The sequence below is a fragment of the Novosphingobium album (ex Hu et al. 2023) genome (genome assembly GCF_022832385.1).
Lineage (GTDB): Bacteria > Pseudomonadota > Alphaproteobacteria > Sphingomonadales > Sphingomonadaceae > Novosphingobium > Novosphingobium album.
On the sequence record NZ_JALHLE010000050.1, the window covers coordinates 1 to 20,870 of the forward strand.

Sequence of the window (20,870 nt, forward strand, 5' to 3'; positions counted from 1 at the left end):
AGGACCGCGCGCAAGCTGATGGACGGGCTGGTCTTCGCCTGATTGTTCATCCCGCGCGGGGGACCGGCCAGTCCGCCCCCCGCGCCATCCAAAGAGACACACGCATGACCGACCGTATCCTGTGCTGGCACAGCAATCCGTCAAAACCGGCCTTCACGCCGCCGCCGGGCGCGATCGATGCGCATTGCCATGTCTTCGGCCCGATCGCCGAATTCCCGTTCAGCGCCAAGGCCAAGTACCTCCCCGAGGATGCCGGGCTGGACATGTTGTTCACCCTGCGCGATCACCTGGGCTTTGCCCGCAACGTGATCGTGCAGGCAAGCTGCCACGGCACCGACAACGCCGCGACGCTCGATGCGATCGCCAAGTCGAACGGAAAGGCGCGCGGCGTTGCCGTGGTCGATCCCGCGATCAGCGAGGCCGACCTTTCAGCCCTCCACGAAGGTGGCATTCGCGGCATTCGCTTCAACTTCCTGAAGCGCCTCGTCGATAATGCGCCCAAGGACAAGTTCCTCGAAGTCGCCAGCCGCCTGCCCAAGGGCTGGCATGTCGTCATCTATTTCGAGGCCGACATCCTCGAGGAACTGCGCCCCTTCATGGACGCGATCCCCGTGCCGCTCGTGATCGACCACATGGGCCGTCCCGACGTGCAGCAGGGACCGGACGGCGAGGACATGCAGGCCTTCCGCCGCCTGCTCGATTCCCGGGAGGACATCTGGTTCAAGGCAACCTGCCCCGAGCGTCTCGACGCCGTCAAGGAAGGCGGCATGGGCGATCCGTGGGACAATTTCGCCACGGCCGTCGCGCCGCTCGTGGCCGACTACCAGGACCGCGTGATCTGGGGCACCGACTGGCCGCACCCCAACATGCAGGACGAGATCGCGGACGATGGCCACATCGTCGATATGATCCCCCGCATCGCGCCGACAACGGAGTTGCAGCACAAACTCCTTATCACCAATCCGATGCGCCTCTATTGGCCTGAGGAACTGTAATCTTCAATGAACCCTGACACAAAAAGAAGGGGGAGCGCCATTGCGGCACTCCCCCTTCTTTTTGTGTACCCCCGGCCCGGGAGAGAAAGAAGAGATCAGACCGGAAGGCCCACGTAGTTTTCGGCAATCGAGCGCTGCGCCGCCTCGCTCGACGCGATGTAATCAAGCTCGGCCACCTGCATGCGGCGTTCGAACGGACCGTCCTCGGGGAAGCGGTGCATGAGCTTGGTCAGGGTCCAGCTAAAGCGCTCCGATTTCCAGACCCGCGCCAGTGCCTTTGCCGAATAGCCGACAATGGCATCCGCATCGTTGGCCTTGAAGAAGCCTACAAGCGCCTCGGCAGCATAGTGGACGTCACTGGCCGCCAGATTCAGTCCCTTGGCGCCTGTGGGCGGCACGATGTGCGCGGAATCCCCGCAGAGCAGCAGGCTGCCATGGCGCATCGGCTCGAACACGTAGGAACGCAGCGGCGCAATCGACTTTTCGAGCGACGCTCCCCGCCTGATATGCGCGGCCGCATCGGGCCCAAGGCGGATGGCCAGTTCGTCCCAGATGCGGTTGTCCGACCAATCCTCGATCTTCTCGGTCAGTGGCACGTCGATATAATAGCGGCTGCGTGTATGCGAACGCATCGAAGCGAGGGCGAAACCATGCTCGTGGTTTGCATAGATCAGTTCGTGGTTGCACGGCGGCACGTCCGCCAGAATGCCCAGCCAGCCGAAGGGATAGACGCGTTCGAAGCCCTGCCCCACCGATGCCGGAATGGCTTGCCGGGACGGCCCGTGGAACCCGTCGCATCCGACGATGATGCGCGCATCGATGCGCTGCTGCGCGCCACCGGCACTGTACGTGACGTAAGGCGCATCGCTCTCGATGTCGTGCAGCGCGACATCCGAGGCCTGATAGATCACCTCGAGGCCCCGTTCAGCCGTCGCATCCATCAGGTCGCGCGTCAGTTCGGTCTGGCCATAGACCATGACTTCCTTGCCGGTCAGCGCCTTGATGTCGATCCTGATCAGGCGCTCGCCGTCGGCAAGGTTGAAACCGTCGTGCGGCAGGCCTTCAGCCTTCATGCGCGCATCGAGTCCCAGCCGCTCCATCAGGCCGACCGTCACTTGCTCGAGCACGCCGGCACGAATGCGCGAGAGGACATAGTCGCCGGTCTGACGCTCCAGCAGGACGCATTCGATCCCTTCCGCACGCAGCATGTGCCCCAGAAGCAGGCCAGCGGGCCCGGCTCCGATAATGGCTACTTGTGTCCGCATATTGCCTTGCTCCTCGCACGGCGCGCTCTGCCAATGGCGCGTCCTGTTCCGGAAATGGCAATCTTCACTCTCGACAAGAAGAGACGGGATGCCCAATATTCAGGTACTTTTGGGACACTCGCATGGTACAGCATTCAATCCCGACGTTTCTCCTCTATGGCGAAGAAGCGGTCGAAACACCGGCAGAATTCGCACATATCGAGACGATCGCTGCACGAAGTTCGTTGCACGACTGGGAAATCGCACCGCATCGCCACCATCAAAGCGTGCAGATTCTCATAGTAACAAACGGACAAGTGACGTTCCGCTGTGACGACCGCACCGAACGCCTGCACGCGCCCTGCTTCATGGCCGTTCCTGTCGGCAGCGTGCACGGGTTTCAATTCCAGCCGGAAACGACCGGCTTTGTCCTTTCCGTCTCACCCGGCTTCCTTGCCCGCGCGACAGGGGCCGCAGACCCCCTGCTGCGCCTGCTCACGCACGGCGCAAGCGGCCCGATCGCAGCAAGTCACGAACCGCGTGCCACCTGGATCAGCAGGGAACTACTAGCCCTTCAGGCGGACTGGCGCGCGCCATCCCCGCTGTTCCTCTCGCTGCTCGAGGCACTGGTCCGTTCGCTTCAGGACGATAGCGTCCCGGCAACGGCGGATACGGAGGACGACACCCGGCTTTCCCGCTTCCGCCAGCTTGTGGAACTGCATTTGACCGCGCACCATCCTGTCGCATGGTATGCCGGGCAACTCGGCATCAGCAGCAAGACGCTGATCCGTACCTGCCGTCGGCAGCTGGATTGCACGCCAACCGAACTGATCCACAACCGGCTGCTGCTCGAAGCGCAGCGGATGCTGTGCTTTACCAATGCCAGCATCGTGCAAGTCGCTGAGGATATGGGCTTTTCAGACCCCTCCTATTTCTCGCGATTTTACCGGCGGCTGACCGGTCGCCGCCCGCTGACGGACAAATCCGCCCTGCCGCAACGGGGCTGATCCGCACTTCAGCCCAAGGCCAGGTTCAACACTTTGGGGCTGCGGAAATTGGAAGAGGACGTCCACGGCAGCACTGCATCCGCCCGCGTAAATTCCGGCACCTCGGCCAGCAATTCCTCGAAGACGGCATGAGTCACGACACGCGCCAGCATGGCCCCGAGGCAGGAGTGCACACCGCCCCCGAAGCCGAGGTGCCGCTTGGGGCGGCGCGTGATGTCGTAGACATCGGGATCCGCAAACATCCGCTCATCGCGATTGGCCGAGCCGTAGCAAAGGATGATCGCATCCCCCGCCCTCATCTTCTGGCCATGTAGTTCCACATCGGTCGTGAGCGTGCGCTTGAAGCGCTGGGCAGAGGTGTTGAAGCGCAGCGATTCCTCCATGGCGTCCGGGATCAGCGAAGGATCTGCGACCAGCGCACGCCGTGCATCTGGATAGTCCGCGAGGTTCAGCGCGAACATGCCGAGAAAGCCCGAAAGGCTTTCGATACCGGCCATGATCAGGGTCGTGACCGTCAGCTGCACCTCGCGGTCGAGCAACTTCTCGCCATCGATCTCCGCCGCGATGAAGTTCGACAGCAGGTCATCACCGGGACTTTTCTTGCGCTCGCGCACAAGGTTCTCGGCATAGTCCGCCATCCACTGGAATGCGGCTAGATGTTCCGGCGCCTTCTGGCGCGTCACCGGATCGGTCTGGACCATCAGCACGGCATTGCGCCGCACCTCGTCCGCGTTGTCGGTGGGCAGCGCGAAGAGGTGGAACAGCAGGTCCACGGTCACCTTCGATCCGAATTCCGCCACGAAATCGAAGCTGTCACGCCCCTTGATCGCATCGAGGTGGGTACGCGCCGAAGCCTTGGCCGGCGCGATCAGATAATCAAGCGCGCGCTTGGTCACGGCCGACTGGATCAGACCGCGCAGGCGGTCATGGCGTGGCGGATCGGAACTGCCCAGCGTCGCCCCGGCGCGGCCCGGAAACTCATCGACAAGGTTGCCCTTGGCCGAGCTGTAGACGCGCCAGTTGGTCAGCGCAGCAAGGATGTCGTCATAGCGCGAAAGCACCCATTTTCCGGCCTGTTCACTCCAGAAGCAAGGGTATTCGTCCCGCAGCACCTTGTAGGCGGGAAAAGGATCGGCATCGATCTGCGGTGAATAGGGATCAAATATGAAGGGCGGATTTTCCAGAGTCTCGTTCATGTCTCGCTCTTCCTCTCCTCAGGCCGGCTCGAGTAGCATCGTGGCTGCGGCCGTATTCGAAATCGGGATGTGTTAGTTGCGATGAGTTTCGGTCATGGCTTCGCCAAGCGCCCCGCGCGCGGCGATCCAATTGAGGATTTCGACACCCTGCGCACCGGCCAGCCGCACGACGTCGCGTGCCGTGTCTTTCACCAACGCCTCGGGATTGGCGGCAAGGTTGTCCATGCAGAAGCGGTCGTAATCGGGGTTGATGAACCCGGCGCGTTCGCCGTCAAGCTGGTGCGACAGGCCGCCGGTGCCGATAACGACGATGCGCTCATCCCCCCGCCAGCTTTGCAGCGCCCGGTGAACGCTGCGGCCCAGCGCAAGGCAGCGCTTGGGCGAAGGCAGCGGGAACTGCACGGTGTTGATCGCGATCGGCACGAGTTTGACCGGCCAGGCATCGGCATCGGGATAGGCCAGTTCGAACGGGATCGAGAGCGCGTGGTCGACCAGTATCGACTGACAAGTGGTGATGTCGAACTCGTCGCCGACAAGCTGCTCGATCACGTGCCAGCTGAGTTCGGGATGTCCCTCGAAGGACTTGAAGACCGGCAGGCCCCACCCCTCGTCGGCGTTGTGATAAGCCGCGGCCGCGCCGACAGCGAAAGTCGGCATCTTGTTGAGGAAGAAGTTGAGCCCGTGGTCGTTGTAGAAGCACACGGCCACGTCTGGCCGGGTCTCGGCCAGCCAGTCGCGCACTGGCGGCAGACCGTCAAAGAACGGCTTCCAATAGGGTTCCTGCTGACTTTGCCGAAAGATGGCGCCGCCAATTGCGGGTACATGGCTCGTGAAATAGCCCCTACGATCTGGGTCATGCTGTCAATTCTCCTGCTGTTTGGAGCACGCCTGGTCGAGCAGCATCTGTTTGAACGCCTCGACGCTCATGCCGGTCTGCTGCGCACCGATGTCCTGAACGTTGAGGCCGAAGATGCCAGCAAGCTTGGCGAGGTAGTAGATGTTGCCCCCCGCTGCGATCAGGCCGAGCACGTTGCGGCTTTCCACCGCCGCGCGCTGCTCTGCAGTGAGGGCGAAGCGATCACAGTAACCCGTCTCGTCATCGAGAAAGGCCTGGCGATTGCGCGCATCGTTGAAGGAAAAGCACATTGCGTTGAGCTGATACCCCTTGGCTGCGGCCCGCCCATCAAACAGGGACGTGCCGGGTATTGGGGATTCTGAGCTACAGGAATTGGGATTTCCCGACATATATTATCCTCTCCAGGCTGCCATTGGCTCGGTATGGCCATATTCGCGCAGAGTTTTTTGACTCAGATCAGCAACCTCTAAGGCACACATCTTTCCAATCGGAATTATCAAAAACTTATATCACTTCTTCGCCTTGCCCAACGTCATCGCGGAGTAGACCGTCGCACAGCATCAACATCCTTTTGCGCGAATGAAAGGGACACCATCCCTTCTATAAGAGTAAGTGGCTCTATTGGGGGGAGCCGCCCATCATCATCGCATGGCCCGCAAGGCGATCAGGCAGGCGTGCGGTCGGAGCAGCGCCTCGCGATCAGCTGACGCGCGCGGGTCCCGCCTTCGTCGATGCGATAGGCGCTGAGCTTCAGGCCCGGGTTGGCCGGGATCGCCTTCTGCTGGGCTTCAAGCACTTCCTTGTCCTGCAGGAAGACACCGCCCTGTTGTTGTTTGAAGCGGGACGTGAAGCCGGCATCGTCAATGTCGAAGTTGCGCGCCATGCCCCAGAAATAATGGTGCGACGTGCTGGACTCGGGCGTCATGAAATCGATCACCATGCCGCGCACACCCTAGTCGTGCTTTTCGAGCGTCGCCCCGGCACCTACCGGTGCCACGCCCACATCCATCATGACGGCGGAAGGCAGCACGAACTCGCAAACCTGCCAGCGATCCACCTTACCATCGCGCCTGAGCGCCCCGCTCCAAAACGGCGGTGCATCCACCCCCCGGCATCCAGCGCTGCACGTAGACCCGATCGCCCCGGACTTCGCATTCGATAGGCGCTTCAAGGATTTCGGGCTGCCCGATCGAGCCTGTGTGCACGTAAGGCTCGTGCGTAAGGTCCATCAGGTTGTCGATCATCAAGCGGTAATCGCAAGCGACGTGATAATAGCCACCGTCGAACACCCAGCCGGGCGCACTGCAGGGCCACAAGTCCGGGATCAACGCGGGGTCGGCCTTGTCGCGATCCCCGATCCACACCCAGATGTACCGATGCCGTTCCTCGACCGCGAAGGTCTCGGCACAGATCCGCCGGTTCACCGCCTCGGACTTGAGCGGCGTTTCCTGCGCCACGCCGTCAGGGCCAAGGAGCAGGCCGTGGTAGCGGCACCGGATCGAATCGCCCTCGCACAGGCCCATCGACAGCGGCAGGAGGCGGTGCGGGCAGGTATCGCGCATGGCCACAATACCACGGTCCAGCTTGCGATAGAACATCATCGGCACGCCGCAGATGGTACGGGCAAGCGGAGCGCTGTCGATCTCCCAGTCCCAACCCGCCACGTACCAGGCGTTTTCGACCCAAGTCGTCATACCACCTCTCCTGACTTTATCGACCCTCGAGCGCTTGTCAGCGCGACTTGTCGAGGTCGTAGGCGCCAAGGCCAGGCTTGAAGGTCTTGTCGTCGATGAACTGGCGTGTCGCTTCCTTGCGGCCTTCACCGTCGAAAAAGTTTGCCGCTTCCTGCGCCCGCACGAGATAATCCATCGAGTTGTCGAACGTCATCTCGCGCACGCGGCGGATCGCCCACTTCGTGCCGCGCAATGCCGTCGGGTTCTTGCCGAGCAGGACCTGCGCAATTTCGGTCACGCGGGCCTTGAGCCGATCAGCCGGCACGGCCTCGTTGATGAGGCCCCATTCCGCGGCCTTCTTGCCATCGACGTTCTCGCCCATCATGGCGTGGTACATCGCGTTGCGGAAACCGGTCAGTTCCACGATGATCTTGCTGGCACCGCCGCCCGGCAGAATGCCCCAGTTGATCTCCGAGAGACCGAACTGCGCCTCTTCGGCCGCTACGGCAAGGTCACATCCGAACAGCGGACCATAGGCGCCGCCGAAGCACCAGCCGTTGATCATGGCGACGGTAGGCTTTTCGTACCACCGCAGGCGTTCCCACCAGTCGTAGGCTTCGCGCTGCGCCTTGCGGACGTGGCCAAGGCCCTTTTCCTCGTTCTCGCGGAAATACTCCTTGAGGTCCATGCCGGCAGACCATGCCGTACCCTCGCCCGTCAGGACGAGAACGCCCACGTCATCGCGGAATTCTAGCTCGTTGAGCACTTCCATCATCCGGCGATTGAGCGTCGGGCTCATGCAATTGCGCTTGTCCGGCCGGTTGAACGACACCCACGCAATGCGGTTCTCTACGGTATAGGAAACGGTGCTGTTTTCATCACGCTCTTGCATGCTGCCTCTCACTATCTATTTGCTTTACTACATAACAAATTTATTGCTATCGTCAATAGCATTAATCAGAGCCCATAGCGGTTAGGGAAACCCAGGAATTGGACAATCTGCTCTCTCAGCTGCCCGGCTATGCGCTTCGCCGCGCGGCCAACACCGCGATGACGCGCTTCACCGCGATGCTTGCGCCGCTCGACGTCAAGATCACGGAGGCCGCGATCTTCATGCTCATTCGCGAGAGCGCGAACCTGACGTCCAGCAAGATCGGCAAGGAGCTCGAGATCCAGCGGGCCAACATGGTGCCGATGCTCCAACGCATGGAGGATGCGGGCTGGATTCAGCGCGAGGCAATCGACGGGAAGTCGCAGGCGATCGTGCTGACAGCGGAAGGGCGCACCAAGGCGGAAGAGGTGGCCCAAACGGTGGAGCAGTTCGAGGCCGAACTTCTCCACCGCGTCCCTGCCCAGCACCGCAAACACCTGCTTCCCGCACTCAACGCGATCTGGAACTAGCAGGCACCGAAACGCCTCCCCGCTCCCGCCCCCGGCTGGGCCGCGCAAAGTGCGGAGCCGGGTCACCGCGCGAAGGCCGGATCGAGGCTCACACCGTCAGCCCCAACACGCGCGCGGCGTTGTCTTTCATAATGATGGGCAGAACGTCGTCGCGAAAACCGGCTTCCTGCGCAGCGGCGATCCATTTGCCGGGATCGATCAACGGGAAGTCGCTGCCGAACAGCATCTTATGACGCAACTGGGTGTTGGCGTACTGGATGATCTGCTTCGGGAAGTATTTCGGGCTCCAGCCGGACAGGTCGATGAAGACATTGTCCTTGTGCAGCGCCATCGAAAGGCTTTCGTCCGTCCAGGGCCAGCTGGGATGGGCAAGGATGATCTTCATGTCGGGAAAATCCACCGCCACGTCGTCTACGAGGATCGGCTGGCCGTACTTCAGCCTCATGCCCCCACCACCCTTCATAGCCGTGCCCATGCCGGAATGGCCGGTGTGGAAGATGGCTGGCAGGCCGAACTCGGCGATCACTTCGTAGATCGGCCAGGCGACGCGGTCGCCCGGGTCGATGCCTTGCATGATGTTATGGAACTTGAAGCCGCGTACGCCGCAATTTTCGACAAGGTCGCGCGCCTCCCGCGCGCCCATGCGGCCCTTGTGCGGATCTATGGATGCGAAGGGGATGCAAATGTCGGCATTGCGGGCAGCGAACTTGGCAATTTCGTAGTTTGACACCCGCTTCGCGCCGACATGGCTTTCGCAATCGACCGTGAAAAGGCAGAAGGCGATACCCTTTTCCCGATAGATCTCTGCGATCTCAGGCATCCTGGGCCGTTCGCGAGGTGCCTTGAAATAGGCCGATGCGGCATCGAAGAAGCGCGCCATGACCGGGTCTTCCGGATCGTGACACGAAACTTCGGCATGGACGTGGACGTCGATGGCTTTGATCGCGTCGAGGTCAATCGCCATTGTCTGTATCCTGTTTTCACACCCCCGTGCGCGGCCCGCTGGACCGGCCAGGGGTGTATCGTCAAATCGGATAATGGCCGGGCTTGGTTTCGACTGTGATCCAGCGAGTCTGGGTAAAGCTGTCGATACCCTGGCGGCCGCCGAAACGCCCGTAGCCCGACGCGCCCATGCCGCCGAACGGCATCTGCGCCTCGTCGTGCACGGTCGGGCCGTTGACATGGCAGATGCCGGATTTGATCTGCCGCGCTACATCCAGCCCGCGCACGGTGTCGCGGGTGAACACAGCGGCAGACAGCCCGTATTCGGTATCGTTGGCCAGCTCGATTGCATGCGCCTCATCGCGCGCACGAATGACAGCTACGACGGGACCGAAGCTCTCGTCGCGATAGAGGTCCATCGCCTCGGTCACACCATCGACTACGGTTGCCGGCATGAGCACGCTTTCCGCCGCTCCCCCGCTCAGCACCTTCGCGCCCTTCGCCACCGCATCGCCCACCAGCGCATTGACGTGCTTCACGGTCTTGAGGTCGACCACGGCGCCCAGCGGCGTCTTGCCCTCGCGCGGGTCGCCGGTGGCCATCGAGTTCGCCTTTTCGGCGAACTTCGCCACGAAGACTTCGGCGATCGCATCCACCACGATGATGCGCTCGGTCGACATGCAGATTTGGCCCTGGTTCATGAAGGCCCCGAATGCCGCCGCCTTCACCGCCTCGTCCAGATCGGCGTCCTCAAGCACGACCAGCGGAGCCTTGCCGCCTAGCTCGAGCAGGCAGGGCTTGAGATGCTGCGCCGCGCGCATGGCGATTATGCGGCCTACGCCGGTGGAGCCGGTGAAGTTTATATGCTTGATTTCCGATGCATCGATCAGCGCGCCAACAACCTCTGCCGCGGCTTCCGGCGCATTGGTCACGACGTTGACGACGCCATCGGGGAAGCCCGCTTCGCTGAACGCCTCGATGATGAGCGCATGGGTGCGCGGGCACTGTTCGCTGGCCTTGAGGACCACCGCGTTCCCGCAAGCAAGCGGCACGGCGATGGCGCGCACGCCCAGGATGATCGGCGCGTTCCAGGGCGCAATACCGAGCACGACGCCGAAAGGTTCGCTGATAGCCATGGCAAGGCATCCCGGCTTGTCGGACGGGATGACTTCACCCGCGATCTGCGTAGTCAGCGAAGCGGCTTCGCGTACGATCCCTGCGGCAAGCGCAAGGTTGAACATGGCCCAACCCGCCGTGGCCCCGATTTCGCCCATCATCGCCTGGACGAAAGCGTCCTTGCGCGCCTCCAGCGCATCTGCCGCCTTGTTGAGAACGCTGCGGCGGGCATTTGGCCCCATCGCAGCCCATTCCGGCTGGGCCGCCGCGGCGCGCGCGGTTATCGCCGGAATCTGCGCGGCCGTCATAGCCTCGGCGCTCGATGCCACTTCGCCGGTCAGAGGGCTGATGCGTTGGAACTTCATGTACATGTCCTTCCCAGATTTTATGCTATTTGTAATAGCAATAATCATCAGCTGCGGCAAGCCTCGACGCACCCGGAAAAAGGGTGCACTGCCAAGGATCCCCTGGCAGTGCACTCAGGCTGGGTGAGATACTTGGACCGTGGCTGAAGCACTGGACAACCATCAGAACTTGATACCGATATTGGCGCGATAAAGAGCCACGCCCTCGTTCGGGAGGCAGCCGTTGGTGCCTGTGAGCGGGCCGTTATTGCTGATCGGCGAGCACGTCTTCACGCCGGTGAGATTGTCCACCGTCGCCGACACCGAGTAGCGCCCATCGGGACCGAACTCGTAGCCTGCGAAAAGATCCACGAAGAAGGTCGAATCCAGCTTCGCGAAGGCAGCGTCGGCAAAGTCGAACTGCTGCGTGCTGGTGTAACGCCCCGTCACCGACAAGGTGGCCTTCGAATCGTCGCCGAAGTAGATCGCTTTGGAAAGCGTACCGGTCGCGGTCCATTTGGGAGCACCGGCCACCGGAGCGCCGTTGGATACGAGCGAGTAGCCGCCATCATCCTTGATCTCGCTATGAACGTAGGACACGCCGCCGTTCACCGAGAAATCGGCAGGCAAGTTGGCCTGGAGTTCGATCTCTGCACCGTAGATCTCTGTTTTCGGAACGTTTACGAAGGCCGGGCCGGCTGCCGAGTTCACGAAAGCCTGCAGACCCTGCCAGTCATAGTAGAACACCGCGCCGTTGATCTGCAGGCGGCGGCCCAGAAGCGTCGATTTCAGGCCCACTTCATAGGCATCGAGTGTTTCCGGACCAACCGGATTGGCCGCCGTGCCAAGGTAGATGGCCTGGGCGCGGACGTCGAACGAACCTGACTTGAAGCCGCGCGAATAGCTTGCGTAGCCCATGACGTCGTCGGCCAGGTCATAAGAGAGGGTCACCTTGCCGCCGACCTTCGACAGCACCTGCTGGACATCGTCAGAGGGCCCGGCGCAGACTAGGACGCCGATGGCGCAGGTCGTCGTCACGCCGTCGAGCAGGCCGAGCACGGTATTCTTGGTCAGGATCGTATCGTAGCCGAACGGCACCCCGCCGACGAGACCGGTGGACGTACCTGCCATGCTGAATGGCGTGCGCACGCCCTGGCGCTTGTCGTGCGTGTAGCGCAGGCCCACTTCGAGGTGGAGACGGCCGGATAGGTCGGCGTTGACCTGGCCATAGGCCGAAAGGATATTGACCTTCTGATCCAGCAGAACAGAGGGCACGGCGATCACCGGGGCCGGCGTGCGGTTGTTCTGGATGATGGTCATCAGGTCGTCGTTCTCGTGGCTGTAGTAGCCACCCACGATCCACTTGATCGGCCCATCCCCGTTCGAAGCAAGCCGGGCTTCCTGCGAGAACACCTTGTACTTGGCATCCTGACCCACCGCGGACTGGAAGTACGGCATGCCCGCGAAGTCCTGCTGGTAAAGCACCTTGGTCACGTCGTAGCCGCTGATCAGCGTGAGCGAGACGGGGCCGAAATCATGCTGGATGTTCAGCAGGCCGCCCTCAAAGTCGATCTGGCCTGTCATGCGCTGCGCCGCATAGACGTCGCGCCACTTTGCGGTCGACGGATTGACGAGACCGACGCCCTTCGAGGTGGCGAGGCAATCGTTGGTGCCCTCGAACTGTGCCATGCCGCCAGTGGCAAGCAGCGGGCACGCGCTCACGCCGTCTGCGGCCAGCAGGCCAACGCCACGGTAGGCCACCGGAGTAGAGCGGAAATAACCGACGTGCCCGCTCAGCAAGACCTTGGTGGCGCTGTCCGGCTCCCAGGCCAGCGAGGCGCGGGCACCGTAGTTCTTGTAGCCGCCCAGCTTGTCGCCCGCGACGAGGTTATTGAACGCGCCATCGCGGCGCTCGTACTTGCCGGCAACACGTATCGCCACGGTTTCCGAAATCGGAAGACCCAGCGCCCCTTCGGCCGACAATTGGTCGAACCGACCATAACCAAGTTTGGCGTACCCGTTCACGCCCTTAGTAACGTCGGGCTTGCGCGAGATATAGTTGACGGCGCCGCCAGTGGTGTTGCGGCCGAAAAGGGTGTTCTGCGGACCGCGCAGCACCTCGACGCGCTCCATGTCATAGAGGCCAAGCTTGCTGGTGAAAGGCGTCACCATCGAGACTTCATCAAGATACTGGCCCACGGCGGGCTGCGCCGTAACGTGGAAGTTCTGCGTGCCCACGCCGCGGATCGACAGACCATTGTTGATGGTACCCTGCTGCTTGACACTCAATGCAGGGAACATCTTTACCAGGTCACCCGCGTCGCCGACGTTCTTGTCGGAAAGGGCATCGCCGGAAAGGGCGCTGATGGCGATCGGAACGTCCTGCGCGTTCTCTGCGCGCTTCTGCGCGGTGACGACGATTTCCTCGATTTCCTGAGCCTGCACCGTGGTTGCAACGCCGCCAAGCGTGGCGACCATCGCGCACGACAAATAGAACCGCGACTTCATGGATGTACCCTCCCTGCTATTCTTGACCGCCACGGATTCGTCGCCGTGGCTGGGAGCTTCTTATTTCGTTCTTTTGGTCGAAACTCTCCGCTGGAACGGCTCAATGTATTTGCAATAGCGGAACACCAGCGATCGGCGGAGGCGGCCATCGCTGGTCAATTCTTGTACCATTTTCGCAAAGTCTGATGGCTGCAACCGCCCAGACGCCGCCCGTCCCTGCCTATAACATGTACCAACCGACTGCAGACGGCCGGCCAGGAACTTCCCTCGGCGGCACTTTCCAAAACAGTCAATCGGGCGGGATGAGGAGCAGTATCACCATGCAGCGGAAGGCTACGTCTATCAGCCGCCATATTCGTTCGGACAGGAAACCGCAGCGCGCGGCAATTCTCCTCTGCGCTGCCCTTGCGCTGGCTATGCCCGCGTTGCTTTCGGCAAGCGCGGGAAGTTCGCCATCTGCTGACTGTGCCGCCAGATCGACCTTCACCATTGCCCGCGACAGCTACATCTGGGGCTATCCCGTCATAAAGGCAGCCGAGAAATCCCGCATCCTGATTACCGGACCAGCAACCCAGAAGCAGATCGAGGCGGGCCGTCCGCATGCCGCCCTCAACCACTTCTGGCACTCGCGCAAGCTGGTCGATGCAAGCGCCCCCTTTGCGGTCGGCATCAACAACGACACAATGTACAGCCTGGCCTGGCTGGACATGTCGCAAGGTCCTTTTGTCCTGCACGCGCCGGACTTCGCAAATCGCTATTACACCTTTGCCATGAGCCAGCCCGACACGTCCACCGACGCATCTTACGGATCGCGCACGCATGGCGCGCAGCTACCGCCAATATTCATTGCCGCGCCCGACTATCAGGGCCCGGTTCCTGCCGGCGCCATTCGCGTCGATGCCCCGTTCCCCTATTTCCACATTGCGGGCCGCATCCTTGTCGATGGGCAAAAGGACGTGGCCAACGTAAGGCGCCTGCAAGACCGCATAAGGCTGGCGGCCTGGCGCGACGGCCATGACGTTTCGGTAGACACTCTGCCCGAGCCGCCGGCTCAGGCGCTACTGCCGGGCGGAATATCCGAAGCAGATCCCCTGTCCTTCTACTATCGGCTCGCCCGGGTTGCCGCCCCTTGGCCGCGTGACGATGCTCCGCAGATACTGGACTGCATGAACCGGATCGGCATTGCTGGCGGAACATTCACGCCGGCAAGCCTGTCTCCGGAGACACGCGACCAGCTGATTGCAGGCTTGCGGGCCGGCCAGGCCGAAGTCGAGGACAAGGCTCGTGAGCTTGGCACCACGCACGGCGGCTGGACCATCAACTACCGTGGGCCGCGCTTCGGGCAGGACTATTTGCTGCGAGCTGGCGTCGCGGTGGACCAGATCTACGTCAATGTGCCTGAGGAAGCGCTCTATCCCAGCGGCAAGACCGACAGCAAGGGCCAGCCACTTGACGGCACCCATCGCTATCGCATTGATTTCGCACCCGGCAGCTTGCCCCCGGTGGACGCCTTCTGGTCGATCACTGCCTACACAAGCGAGGGAAAGCTGGTCGCCAATCCCATCGGCCGCTACTCCATTGGCGACCGCACGCGATCGCTCACCCGCTGGAGCGACGGCGGTTTTTCGATCATTCTGGCTGACCGGAAGCCGGAGGATCTTGCTGGAGGGGATAACTGGCTGCCCGTGCCGAGCGGGCCATTCTACCTGATGATGCGCCTCTACAACCCTCGCAAACCCATCCTGGACGGCACCTGGCACCCAGCCTCCATCGTTCGCATCGCCCCCTGACAAGATGTCCTTGAATCGGAAGGGTTAGTATGACTTTCAGCTCCCCAGCCCGCCGCGCTCTGACGCTGTCTCTCATTGGCGCCACTTCGTTGCTGGCAGCTTCGGCTGCCCAGGCCGAGCCGCTGCCAAGCTACGATCCCGCCAAGGCGGACCAGATCACGCAGCCCAATATCACCGACCTTGCGCCATTCGACCCTGAACTGCGCCGCATCTGGGCTCAGCACATCGGCTTCGATGCCTTCAACTATGCCGTGGCGCCGGCCCTGCTCTACCAGCAGATGTATGCGCTCGCGATTGACCCGGCCGATCCGCAGTACGTCGGCTTCGACAGGTTCAATCATGGCCGCGACCTTGCCCGGCCCGGCTATGCCGCCTTCAAGTCGCCCAACGCCGACACGCTTTATTCCAACGCCTGGCTCGACCTGACCCGAGGCCCGGTCGAGCTGGACGTGCCGCCAACCGGATCGCGCTACTACACGGTGAACTTCCAGGATTTCTACGGGAACGCCTCGAACATCAGCACCCGCACCCACGGCAACGACGGCGGCCGCTACTGGATCGCGACCACCACGTGGCAGGGCGACGTCCCCGCAGGCGTCACGCTGTTCCGCGTCACCACGCCCTATGTGTGGATCCTCATGCGCGTGCTTGTTTCCAGCGAGAAGGACGTGCCCAAGGCCACCGCGCTGCAGGACCGGTTTATCCTCAAGACGCTGACGCCGCCCACTACGCCGCTTGCGCCCGGCAACGTGCCCAAGCCCGATGTCGACACACCGATGGGCACGCTGACCATCCTTGACTGGGTAGAGCGCAACGTGGGCCACCCGATCGGCGAGGAAGCCTACCTGCACCAGTTCGAACGGATCGGCGTAGGCGGCCCGATCCCCCTTTCCGAGATCGAGAAGGACCCCCCAATCGTCGCCGGGCTGGATCAGGCCTTCAAGGAATCGAGGCTGGTCGCACGCGATGTTTCGCGCCACAGCACGCCCGATGTCGTCAACGGCTGGTACCTGCCGATCGCGCTGGCCCGCTATGGCTTCAACTTCGTCAAACGCGCCGGGCATCACATGATCGGCACCGGTCCGAACGTGGCGGAGGAGAATTTCGCTTCCGTCACCAACACCGATGCCGCCGGCGTACGGCTCGACGGCAACACGACGCGCTACACCATCCGCTTCGACCCGCCGCCGCCGGCCAATTACTTCTGGTCGGTCACGGCCTATAACCTTTCAAATCGCGAACTCATCCCTAACCCGACCGGCCGCTACCTCATCGGCGACAGGACCAAGGGCCTGCGCACCGCCAAGGACGGCAGCGTCACCATCCAGATCCAGGCGGACCCGCCCAAGGACAAGTCGAACTGGCTGCCCGTCGCCAAAGAGCCCTTTTACCTGATCATGCGTAACCAGGGCCCCAAGGACGAGGTGCTTGATGGCAAATGGCAGCCGCCGGGCGTCGAACCGGTGACCGCCGGCAAGCCCTGAAGCCTCATTTCCAACGGAGTAAGACAATGGCGTCCATCGATCGCCGACACTTCATCGCCGCCGGCACATCCAGCCTCGCCATGGCCGGATTCAGCCGTTCCGCCCACGCCGCAAAGGCCCATGCCCGCAGGGCTGGCAAAGCCCGCCCGAACATCGTGTTCATCATGGCGGACGATCTTGGCTATGCGGACCTGTCCTGCACCGGCTCGCACCACATCCAGACGCCGCACATCGACAGCCTTGCCGCCAACGGCCTGCTGATGACCAACGGCTATGCCAACAGCTGCGTGTGTTCGGCCACGCGCACCGGCCTGTTGACCGGGTGCTATCAAGACCGCTTCAAGATCGGACTGGAAGAGCCCATTGCGCCGAAATCGCCCAAGGGGCTTCACGTCCCTCCCGACCGGCGCACCATTGCATCGGTCCTCAAGGGACAGGGCTATCGCACGGCGCTCGTTGGCAAATGGCACCTAGGCGGCGTCCCGGAATATGGCCCGTTGCACTACGGCTACGACCACTTCTTCGGCATCGAGCAAGGCGGCGTCGACTACTTCCGGCACGAAAGCTTCTATGTCGACGGCAAGGCCATCGGCCCCGGTCTGTGGGACGGTGAAAAGGAAATCGAGCGCACCGGATACCTGACCGACATTTTGGGCGACGAGGCCGTGCGCTTCATCGATGCGGCAGCGGATGAACCGTTCTTCCTGTCGCTTCACTTCACGGCACCCCACTGGCCGTGGGAAGGCCGAGAAGACGCCGCCATCGCGCGCAAACTAAAGAACATCCAGGACTTCAACGGTGGATCGATCGAGGTCTATGCCCGCATGGTGCAGGCGATGGACGAAAACGTCGCCAAGGTTCTGGCCGTACTGGCCCGCCGTGGCCAGCTGGAAAACACTATCGTCGTGTACACCAGCGACAACGGCGGCGAACGCTTTTCCGATACCTGGCCGTTCCTCGGCGTGAAGGGAGAACTGCTGGAAGGCGGCATTCGGGTACCCCTTCTGGTGCAATGGCCCAACGGCATTGCTGCGGGTCAGATATCCGAGCAGGTCATGATCTCGATGGATTTCCTGCCCACGTTCCTTGCCATTGCCGGTGGTCAGGCAAAAGCGGGTGAATTCGATGGCATCGACCTGTCACAGCACTGGACCCGTAATGCGGCGCCTGTAGAGCGAACCCTGTTCTGGCGCTACAACGCGCATGGCCAGGCGGCAGTGCGGGAAGGCGACTGGAAGTATCTGCGCATCGGCGAAAAGGAACACCTCTTCAACCTGAAGCAGGACGCGCGTGAGCGGGCCGAGCGCCGCGGCGACTATCCCGAGCGCTTCGCGGCGATGCGCGCCCAGTGGGAAGAATGGAACGCAAAGATGCTGCCCTTCACGCCCGAAAACTACTCCCACGACACCTCGGAATTTGCGGCTGACCGCTTCTGAGGTGTCAATAGAAGGAAGGGATGCGCCCGCACCGGGTGCATCCCTTCCGAACCATCCCCATCACGACTGCCTCGCAATCGCTGTCAGAGCGCCGCGTAACGCGCCGCCAGCGCCGCACCTGCCTCCACCTGGGTCCGGAACCATACGGCTTTTGCAGGTGCGGATTGCAGCCAGTGCCGCGCCGCGACGGCCAGAGCCTGGCTGGCAGGTTGCCCTGCGCTGTCTTCTTCAACGTAGCCCGCGCCGATCCAGGCGAAGGTGGCCACGCCAGCAAGGTGCAGAAACGCCGTGGCGCCGGCCTCGGCCTTGTCCGGGTTCTTGCGCAGCCAGTTCGCTGCCTTTTCAAGCGTGTCGAGGCATGCATTGAGAGCAGGATCGGAGAGCGCCCGGGCTGCTTTCATGAACGCATCAAACGAGGCTGAATTATCGATCAGGCGGCGCAGCACCAGGTCCGACGCCTGCATGCCCGTGGTGCCCTCGAAGATCATCAGCACGCGTGCATCACGCAAGGCCTGCTCGACCGGCCAATCCTGCGTATACCCGGCCCCGCCCAGCACCTGGATCGCTGCGCTGGCACTATCGAAGGCCACCTCGCCGCCCAGAGTCTTGACCAGCGGCAACAACCACGCAGAGAGCAACCCGGCGCCCTCATCTCCGGTAGCGGCAAGGTCGTTGAGGTTCGCGACGGCATAGAGCAGCCCGCGCAGCAGGTGCACCGGCGCATGGATGTCGAGCAACTGGAGGCGAACATCGGCGTGACGTTCGATCGGCAGAGGCTCTGGCCGGCCGCCCTGCAGCCGCTCGCTGGCGTATTGCCGGGCCACATCGAGGCTGGCCGACGCAATGCCCAGCCCCATCGCCCCCACCGCAAGGCGCATGTTGGCAATCATCACGAAAAGCTGCGCCAGCCCGCGCCCGGAGGTTCCCAGCAGGATGCCCTGCGCTTCCTCGAAGCCCAGCGCACAGGTCGGCGAGCCATGCAGGCCCAGCTTCTCCTCGATCCGGTGTACGTAGACCTGATTGGCCGTGCCGTCGGCCAGAACGCTCGGCACGAGGAACAGGCTGGGCCGCATCCGCCCGTCCTCTTCCCGCGTGCGGGCAAGCACGATATGGCCGATACGTTCGGCAAGATCGTGATCGCCGAACGAAATCCAGACCTTCTCGCCGGTGATACGCCATTTGCCGGTGGCATCTTGATCTGCCGAGGTCCGGATGCGCGACAAGTCGGAGCCTGCGCCCGCTTCGGAAACGCAGATCGTGGCGCCCCATTCGCCGCTCGACAGCCGTTCCAGCCATTCCTCGCGCGTCGCGTCGTCGCAATGCGCAGCGATGACGCGCGAGGCGGAGCGCTGCGGCACAGGCAACATACCGAACGCGGGACAGGCCCGGTCGAAGATTTCCTGTGCCGCAAATGCCAGTGCAGCAGGAAGCTCCTGCCCGCCGACGGGCTCGGGAGCCTCCAGCGTCGGCCAGCCGCCGGCGACATAGTCGCCCCACGCCTCCTTGTGCCCATCGACCGTCTTGACCCGGCCATCGGCCAGCGTGCAGCCCATGCGGTCCATGGTCAGGTTCAGCGGCTCGAGCACTTCGCGCGCCAGCCGGTCCGCCCCGTCGAGGATGGCCTGGCACGTCTCCTCATCCGCCGCGGCCCAGCCGTCGCGGGCTTGGCGCACGTCATCGAAGCGGTAGGACCGCAAGAGTTGCTCCAGCCGAACCCCGATATCGCAGAGCGGCAGTGTCGCGCGGGCCTCGATCATCACAGGCTCCTGGTCAGATCCGGCACGGCATTGAAGAGGTCGGCGACGAGGCCGATGTCGGCGACCTGGAAGATCGGGGCGTCCTCGTCCTTGTTGATGGCGATGATGGTCTTGGAGTCCTTCATGCCGGCCAGGTGCTGGATCGCGCCCGAGATGCCGATGGCTATGTAGACTTCCGGCGCCACGATCTTGCCGGTCTGGCCGACCTGGAAATCGTTGGGCACGTAGCCCGCGTCGACGGCGGCGCGCGAGGCGCCCACGGCGGCGCCGAGCTTGTCGGCGAGCGGCATGATGTATTCTTCGAAGGTCGGGCCGTCCTTGAGGGCGCGGCCACCCGAGACGATGATCTTCGCGCTGGTCAGTTCCGGACGCTCGGACTTGGCGACTTCGGCGCTCACGAAGCTGGAAAGACCGGCATCCCCTGCACCCGCTACGTCTTCGATCGCGGCCGAACCGCCGGTGGCAGCGGCCTTGTCGAAGGCGGTGCCGCGCACGGTGATCACCAGCTTGGCGTCGGTGCTTTCTACCGTGGCAATGGCGTTGCCCGCATAGATCGGCCGGGTGAAGGTCTTCTCGCCCTCGACCGAGATAATCTCCGAGAGCTGCATCACGTCGAGCAGCGCGGCGACGCGCGGGGCGATGTTCTTGCCGGTGGTGGTGGCCGGGAACAGCACCGCATCGTGGTGGCCCATCAGGTCCGCGATCAGCGGCGCCACGTTCTCGGCCAGGCCGTGCTCATACGCGGCATTGTCGGCCAGATGCACCTTGGCGACACCGGCGATCTGCGCTGCGGCCTCGGCCACGGCGCGGCAGCCCGCACCGGCGACCAGCAGGTGAACTTCACCCAGCTTGGCGGCGGCAGTGACGGTGGCAAGCGTCGCGTCCTTGAGCGACGCGTTGTCGTGTTCGACCCAAACGAGAGTCTTCATATTCTCTTCCTTTCAAACCTCACTCGTTCGGTTCGAGCGAAGTCGAGAACCGTTCGTACCAGCGTGTCTCGACTGCGCTCGACACGAACGGAGGTAGGTTAAAGACGATAGGATCAGGCGACGCCCATTTCCTTGAGCTTGGCGACAAGCGTGTCGACGTCGGGCACCTTGATGCCCGCGCTGCGCACCGGC

Annotated in this window: 17 protein-coding genes and 2 pseudogenes; 6 read left to right on the forward strand and 13 right to left on the reverse strand. The window is 62.7% G+C overall.

Annotation, left to right across the window (positions count from 1 at the left end; all coding sequences use genetic code 11):
- The first annotated feature begins 104 nt into the window (after window positions 1-104).
- On the forward strand, window positions 105-995 hold the full coding sequence (locus MTR64_RS20550) for an amidohydrolase family protein (RefSeq protein WP_243996416.1): 891 nt from the start codon (window positions 105-107) through the stop codon (window positions 993-995).
- Between the two features lie 95 nt (window positions 996-1,090).
- Here MTR64_RS20550 and pobA read toward each other — a convergent pair whose 3' ends face one another.
- Entirely contained in the window at window positions 1,091-2,260 is a 1,170-nt protein-coding gene (gene pobA / locus MTR64_RS20555; protein ID WP_243996417.1) for a 4-hydroxybenzoate 3-monooxygenase, read from the reverse strand.
- Between the two features lie 122 nt (window positions 2,261-2,382).
- Between pobA and MTR64_RS20560 the strand changes: the two genes are divergently transcribed.
- Window positions 2,383-3,246, forward strand: a complete 864-nt coding sequence (locus tag MTR64_RS20560) for a helix-turn-helix domain-containing protein (protein ID WP_243996418.1) — start codon at window positions 2,383-2,385, stop codon at window positions 3,244-3,246.
- A gap of 8 nt (window positions 3,247-3,254) precedes the next feature.
- Here the strand turns inward: MTR64_RS20560 and MTR64_RS20565 are convergent, their stop codons facing one another.
- The 6 genes and pseudogenes from MTR64_RS20565 to MTR64_RS20590 all read right to left on the reverse strand — a co-directional run bounded on the left by MTR64_RS20565 (window position 3,255) and on the right by MTR64_RS20590 (window position 7,863).
- Window positions 3,255-4,442 carry a cytochrome P450 gene (locus MTR64_RS20565; RefSeq protein ID WP_243996419.1) on the reverse strand — a complete coding sequence of 396 codons (1,188 nt, stop codon included), beginning with the start codon at window positions 4,440-4,442 and terminating at the stop codon, window positions 3,255-3,257.
- Window positions 4,443-4,514: 72 nt separating this feature from the next.
- Window positions 4,515-5,270, reverse strand: a pseudogene (locus tag MTR64_RS20570) (class III extradiol dioxygenase family protein); the annotation flags it as partial.
- A gap of 33 nt (window positions 5,271-5,303) precedes the next feature.
- Complete coding sequence (locus MTR64_RS20575; RefSeq protein WP_243996420.1) at window positions 5,304-5,687, reverse strand: protocatechuate 4,5-dioxygenase subunit alpha; 384 nt, start codon at window positions 5,685-5,687, stop codon at window positions 5,304-5,306.
- A gap of 275 nt (window positions 5,688-5,962) precedes the next feature.
- Window positions 5,963-6,238 carry a hypothetical protein gene (locus MTR64_RS20580; protein WP_243996421.1) on the reverse strand — a complete coding sequence of 92 codons (276 nt, stop codon included), beginning with the start codon at window positions 6,236-6,238 and terminating at the stop codon, window positions 5,963-5,965.
- Window positions 6,239-6,356: 118 nt separating this feature from the next.
- Window positions 6,357-6,992 (reverse strand): Rieske 2Fe-2S domain-containing protein, encoded by a 636-nt coding sequence (locus tag MTR64_RS20585; RefSeq protein ID WP_243996422.1) that lies wholly within the window; start codon window positions 6,990-6,992, stop codon window positions 6,357-6,359.
- Window positions 6,993-7,029: 37 nt separating this feature from the next.
- A complete protein-coding gene (locus MTR64_RS20590; RefSeq protein WP_243996423.1) occupies window positions 7,030-7,863 on the reverse strand; it encodes a p-hydroxycinnamoyl CoA hydratase/lyase in 834 nt (277 codons plus the stop codon).
- A 98-nt stretch (window positions 7,864-7,961) separates the two neighbouring features.
- Here MTR64_RS20590 and MTR64_RS20595 point away from each other — a divergent pair, with 98 nt between their 5' ends.
- On the forward strand, window positions 7,962-8,372 hold the full coding sequence (locus MTR64_RS20595) for a MarR family winged helix-turn-helix transcriptional regulator (RefSeq protein WP_243996424.1): 411 nt from the start codon (window positions 7,962-7,964) through the stop codon (window positions 8,370-8,372).
- A gap of 88 nt (window positions 8,373-8,460) precedes the next feature.
- On the opposite strand, the gene MTR64_RS20600 is transcribed toward MTR64_RS20595, so the two are convergent.
- The 3 genes from MTR64_RS20600 to MTR64_RS20610 all read right to left on the reverse strand — a co-directional run bounded on the left by MTR64_RS20600 (window position 8,461) and on the right by MTR64_RS20610 (window position 13,282).
- Window positions 8,461-9,336 carry an amidohydrolase family protein gene (locus MTR64_RS20600; RefSeq protein WP_243996425.1) on the reverse strand — a complete coding sequence of 292 codons (876 nt, stop codon included), beginning with the start codon at window positions 9,334-9,336 and terminating at the stop codon, window positions 8,461-8,463.
- A gap of 61 nt (window positions 9,337-9,397) precedes the next feature.
- Entirely contained in the window at window positions 9,398-10,795 is a 1,398-nt protein-coding gene (locus MTR64_RS20605) for an aldehyde dehydrogenase (protein ID WP_243996426.1), read from the reverse strand.
- Between the two features lie 162 nt (window positions 10,796-10,957).
- Window positions 10,958-13,282, reverse strand: coding sequence for a TonB-dependent receptor (locus tag MTR64_RS20610; protein ID WP_243996427.1), 2,325 nt, complete (start codon window positions 13,280-13,282; stop codon window positions 10,958-10,960).
- Between the two features lie 320 nt (window positions 13,283-13,602).
- On the opposite strand from MTR64_RS20610, the gene MTR64_RS20615 reads away from it, so the two are divergent.
- Genes MTR64_RS20615 through MTR64_RS20625 form a run of 3 tightly spaced genes read left to right on the forward strand, consistent with a single transcriptional unit; the run spans window position 13,603 to window position 17,992 of the window.
- Window positions 13,603-15,072: a DUF1254 domain-containing protein gene (locus MTR64_RS20615; RefSeq protein WP_243996428.1), complete on the forward strand. Its 1,470-nt coding sequence runs from the start codon at window positions 13,603-13,605 to the stop codon at window positions 15,070-15,072.
- Window positions 15,073-15,101: 29 nt separating this feature from the next.
- Window positions 15,102-16,556 (forward strand): DUF1254 domain-containing protein, encoded by a 1,455-nt coding sequence (locus tag MTR64_RS20620; protein WP_243996429.1) that lies wholly within the window; start codon window positions 15,102-15,104, stop codon window positions 16,554-16,556.
- Window positions 16,557-16,582: 26 nt separating this feature from the next.
- Window positions 16,583-17,992, forward strand: a complete 1,410-nt coding sequence (locus tag MTR64_RS20625) for a sulfatase-like hydrolase/transferase (RefSeq protein ID WP_243996430.1) — start codon at window positions 16,583-16,585, stop codon at window positions 17,990-17,992.
- Between the two features lie 83 nt (window positions 17,993-18,075).
- Here MTR64_RS20625 and MTR64_RS20630 read toward each other — a convergent pair whose 3' ends face one another.
- The 3 genes and pseudogenes from MTR64_RS20630 to MTR64_RS20640 all read right to left on the reverse strand — a co-directional run.
- A complete protein-coding gene (locus MTR64_RS20630; RefSeq protein WP_243996431.1) occupies window positions 18,076-19,749 on the reverse strand; it encodes an acyl-CoA dehydrogenase family protein in 1,674 nt (557 codons plus the stop codon).
- Window positions 19,749-20,678, reverse strand: coding sequence for an electron transfer flavoprotein subunit alpha/FixB family protein (locus MTR64_RS20635; RefSeq protein ID WP_243996432.1), 930 nt, complete (start codon window positions 20,676-20,678; stop codon window positions 19,749-19,751). Before MTR64_RS20635 ends, MTR64_RS20630 begins: the two co-directional genes overlap by 1 nt.
- 113 nt (window positions 20,679-20,791) lie before the next feature.
- Window positions 20,792-20,870 (reverse strand): annotated as a pseudogene (locus tag MTR64_RS20640) (electron transfer flavoprotein subunit beta/FixA family protein); the annotation flags it as partial.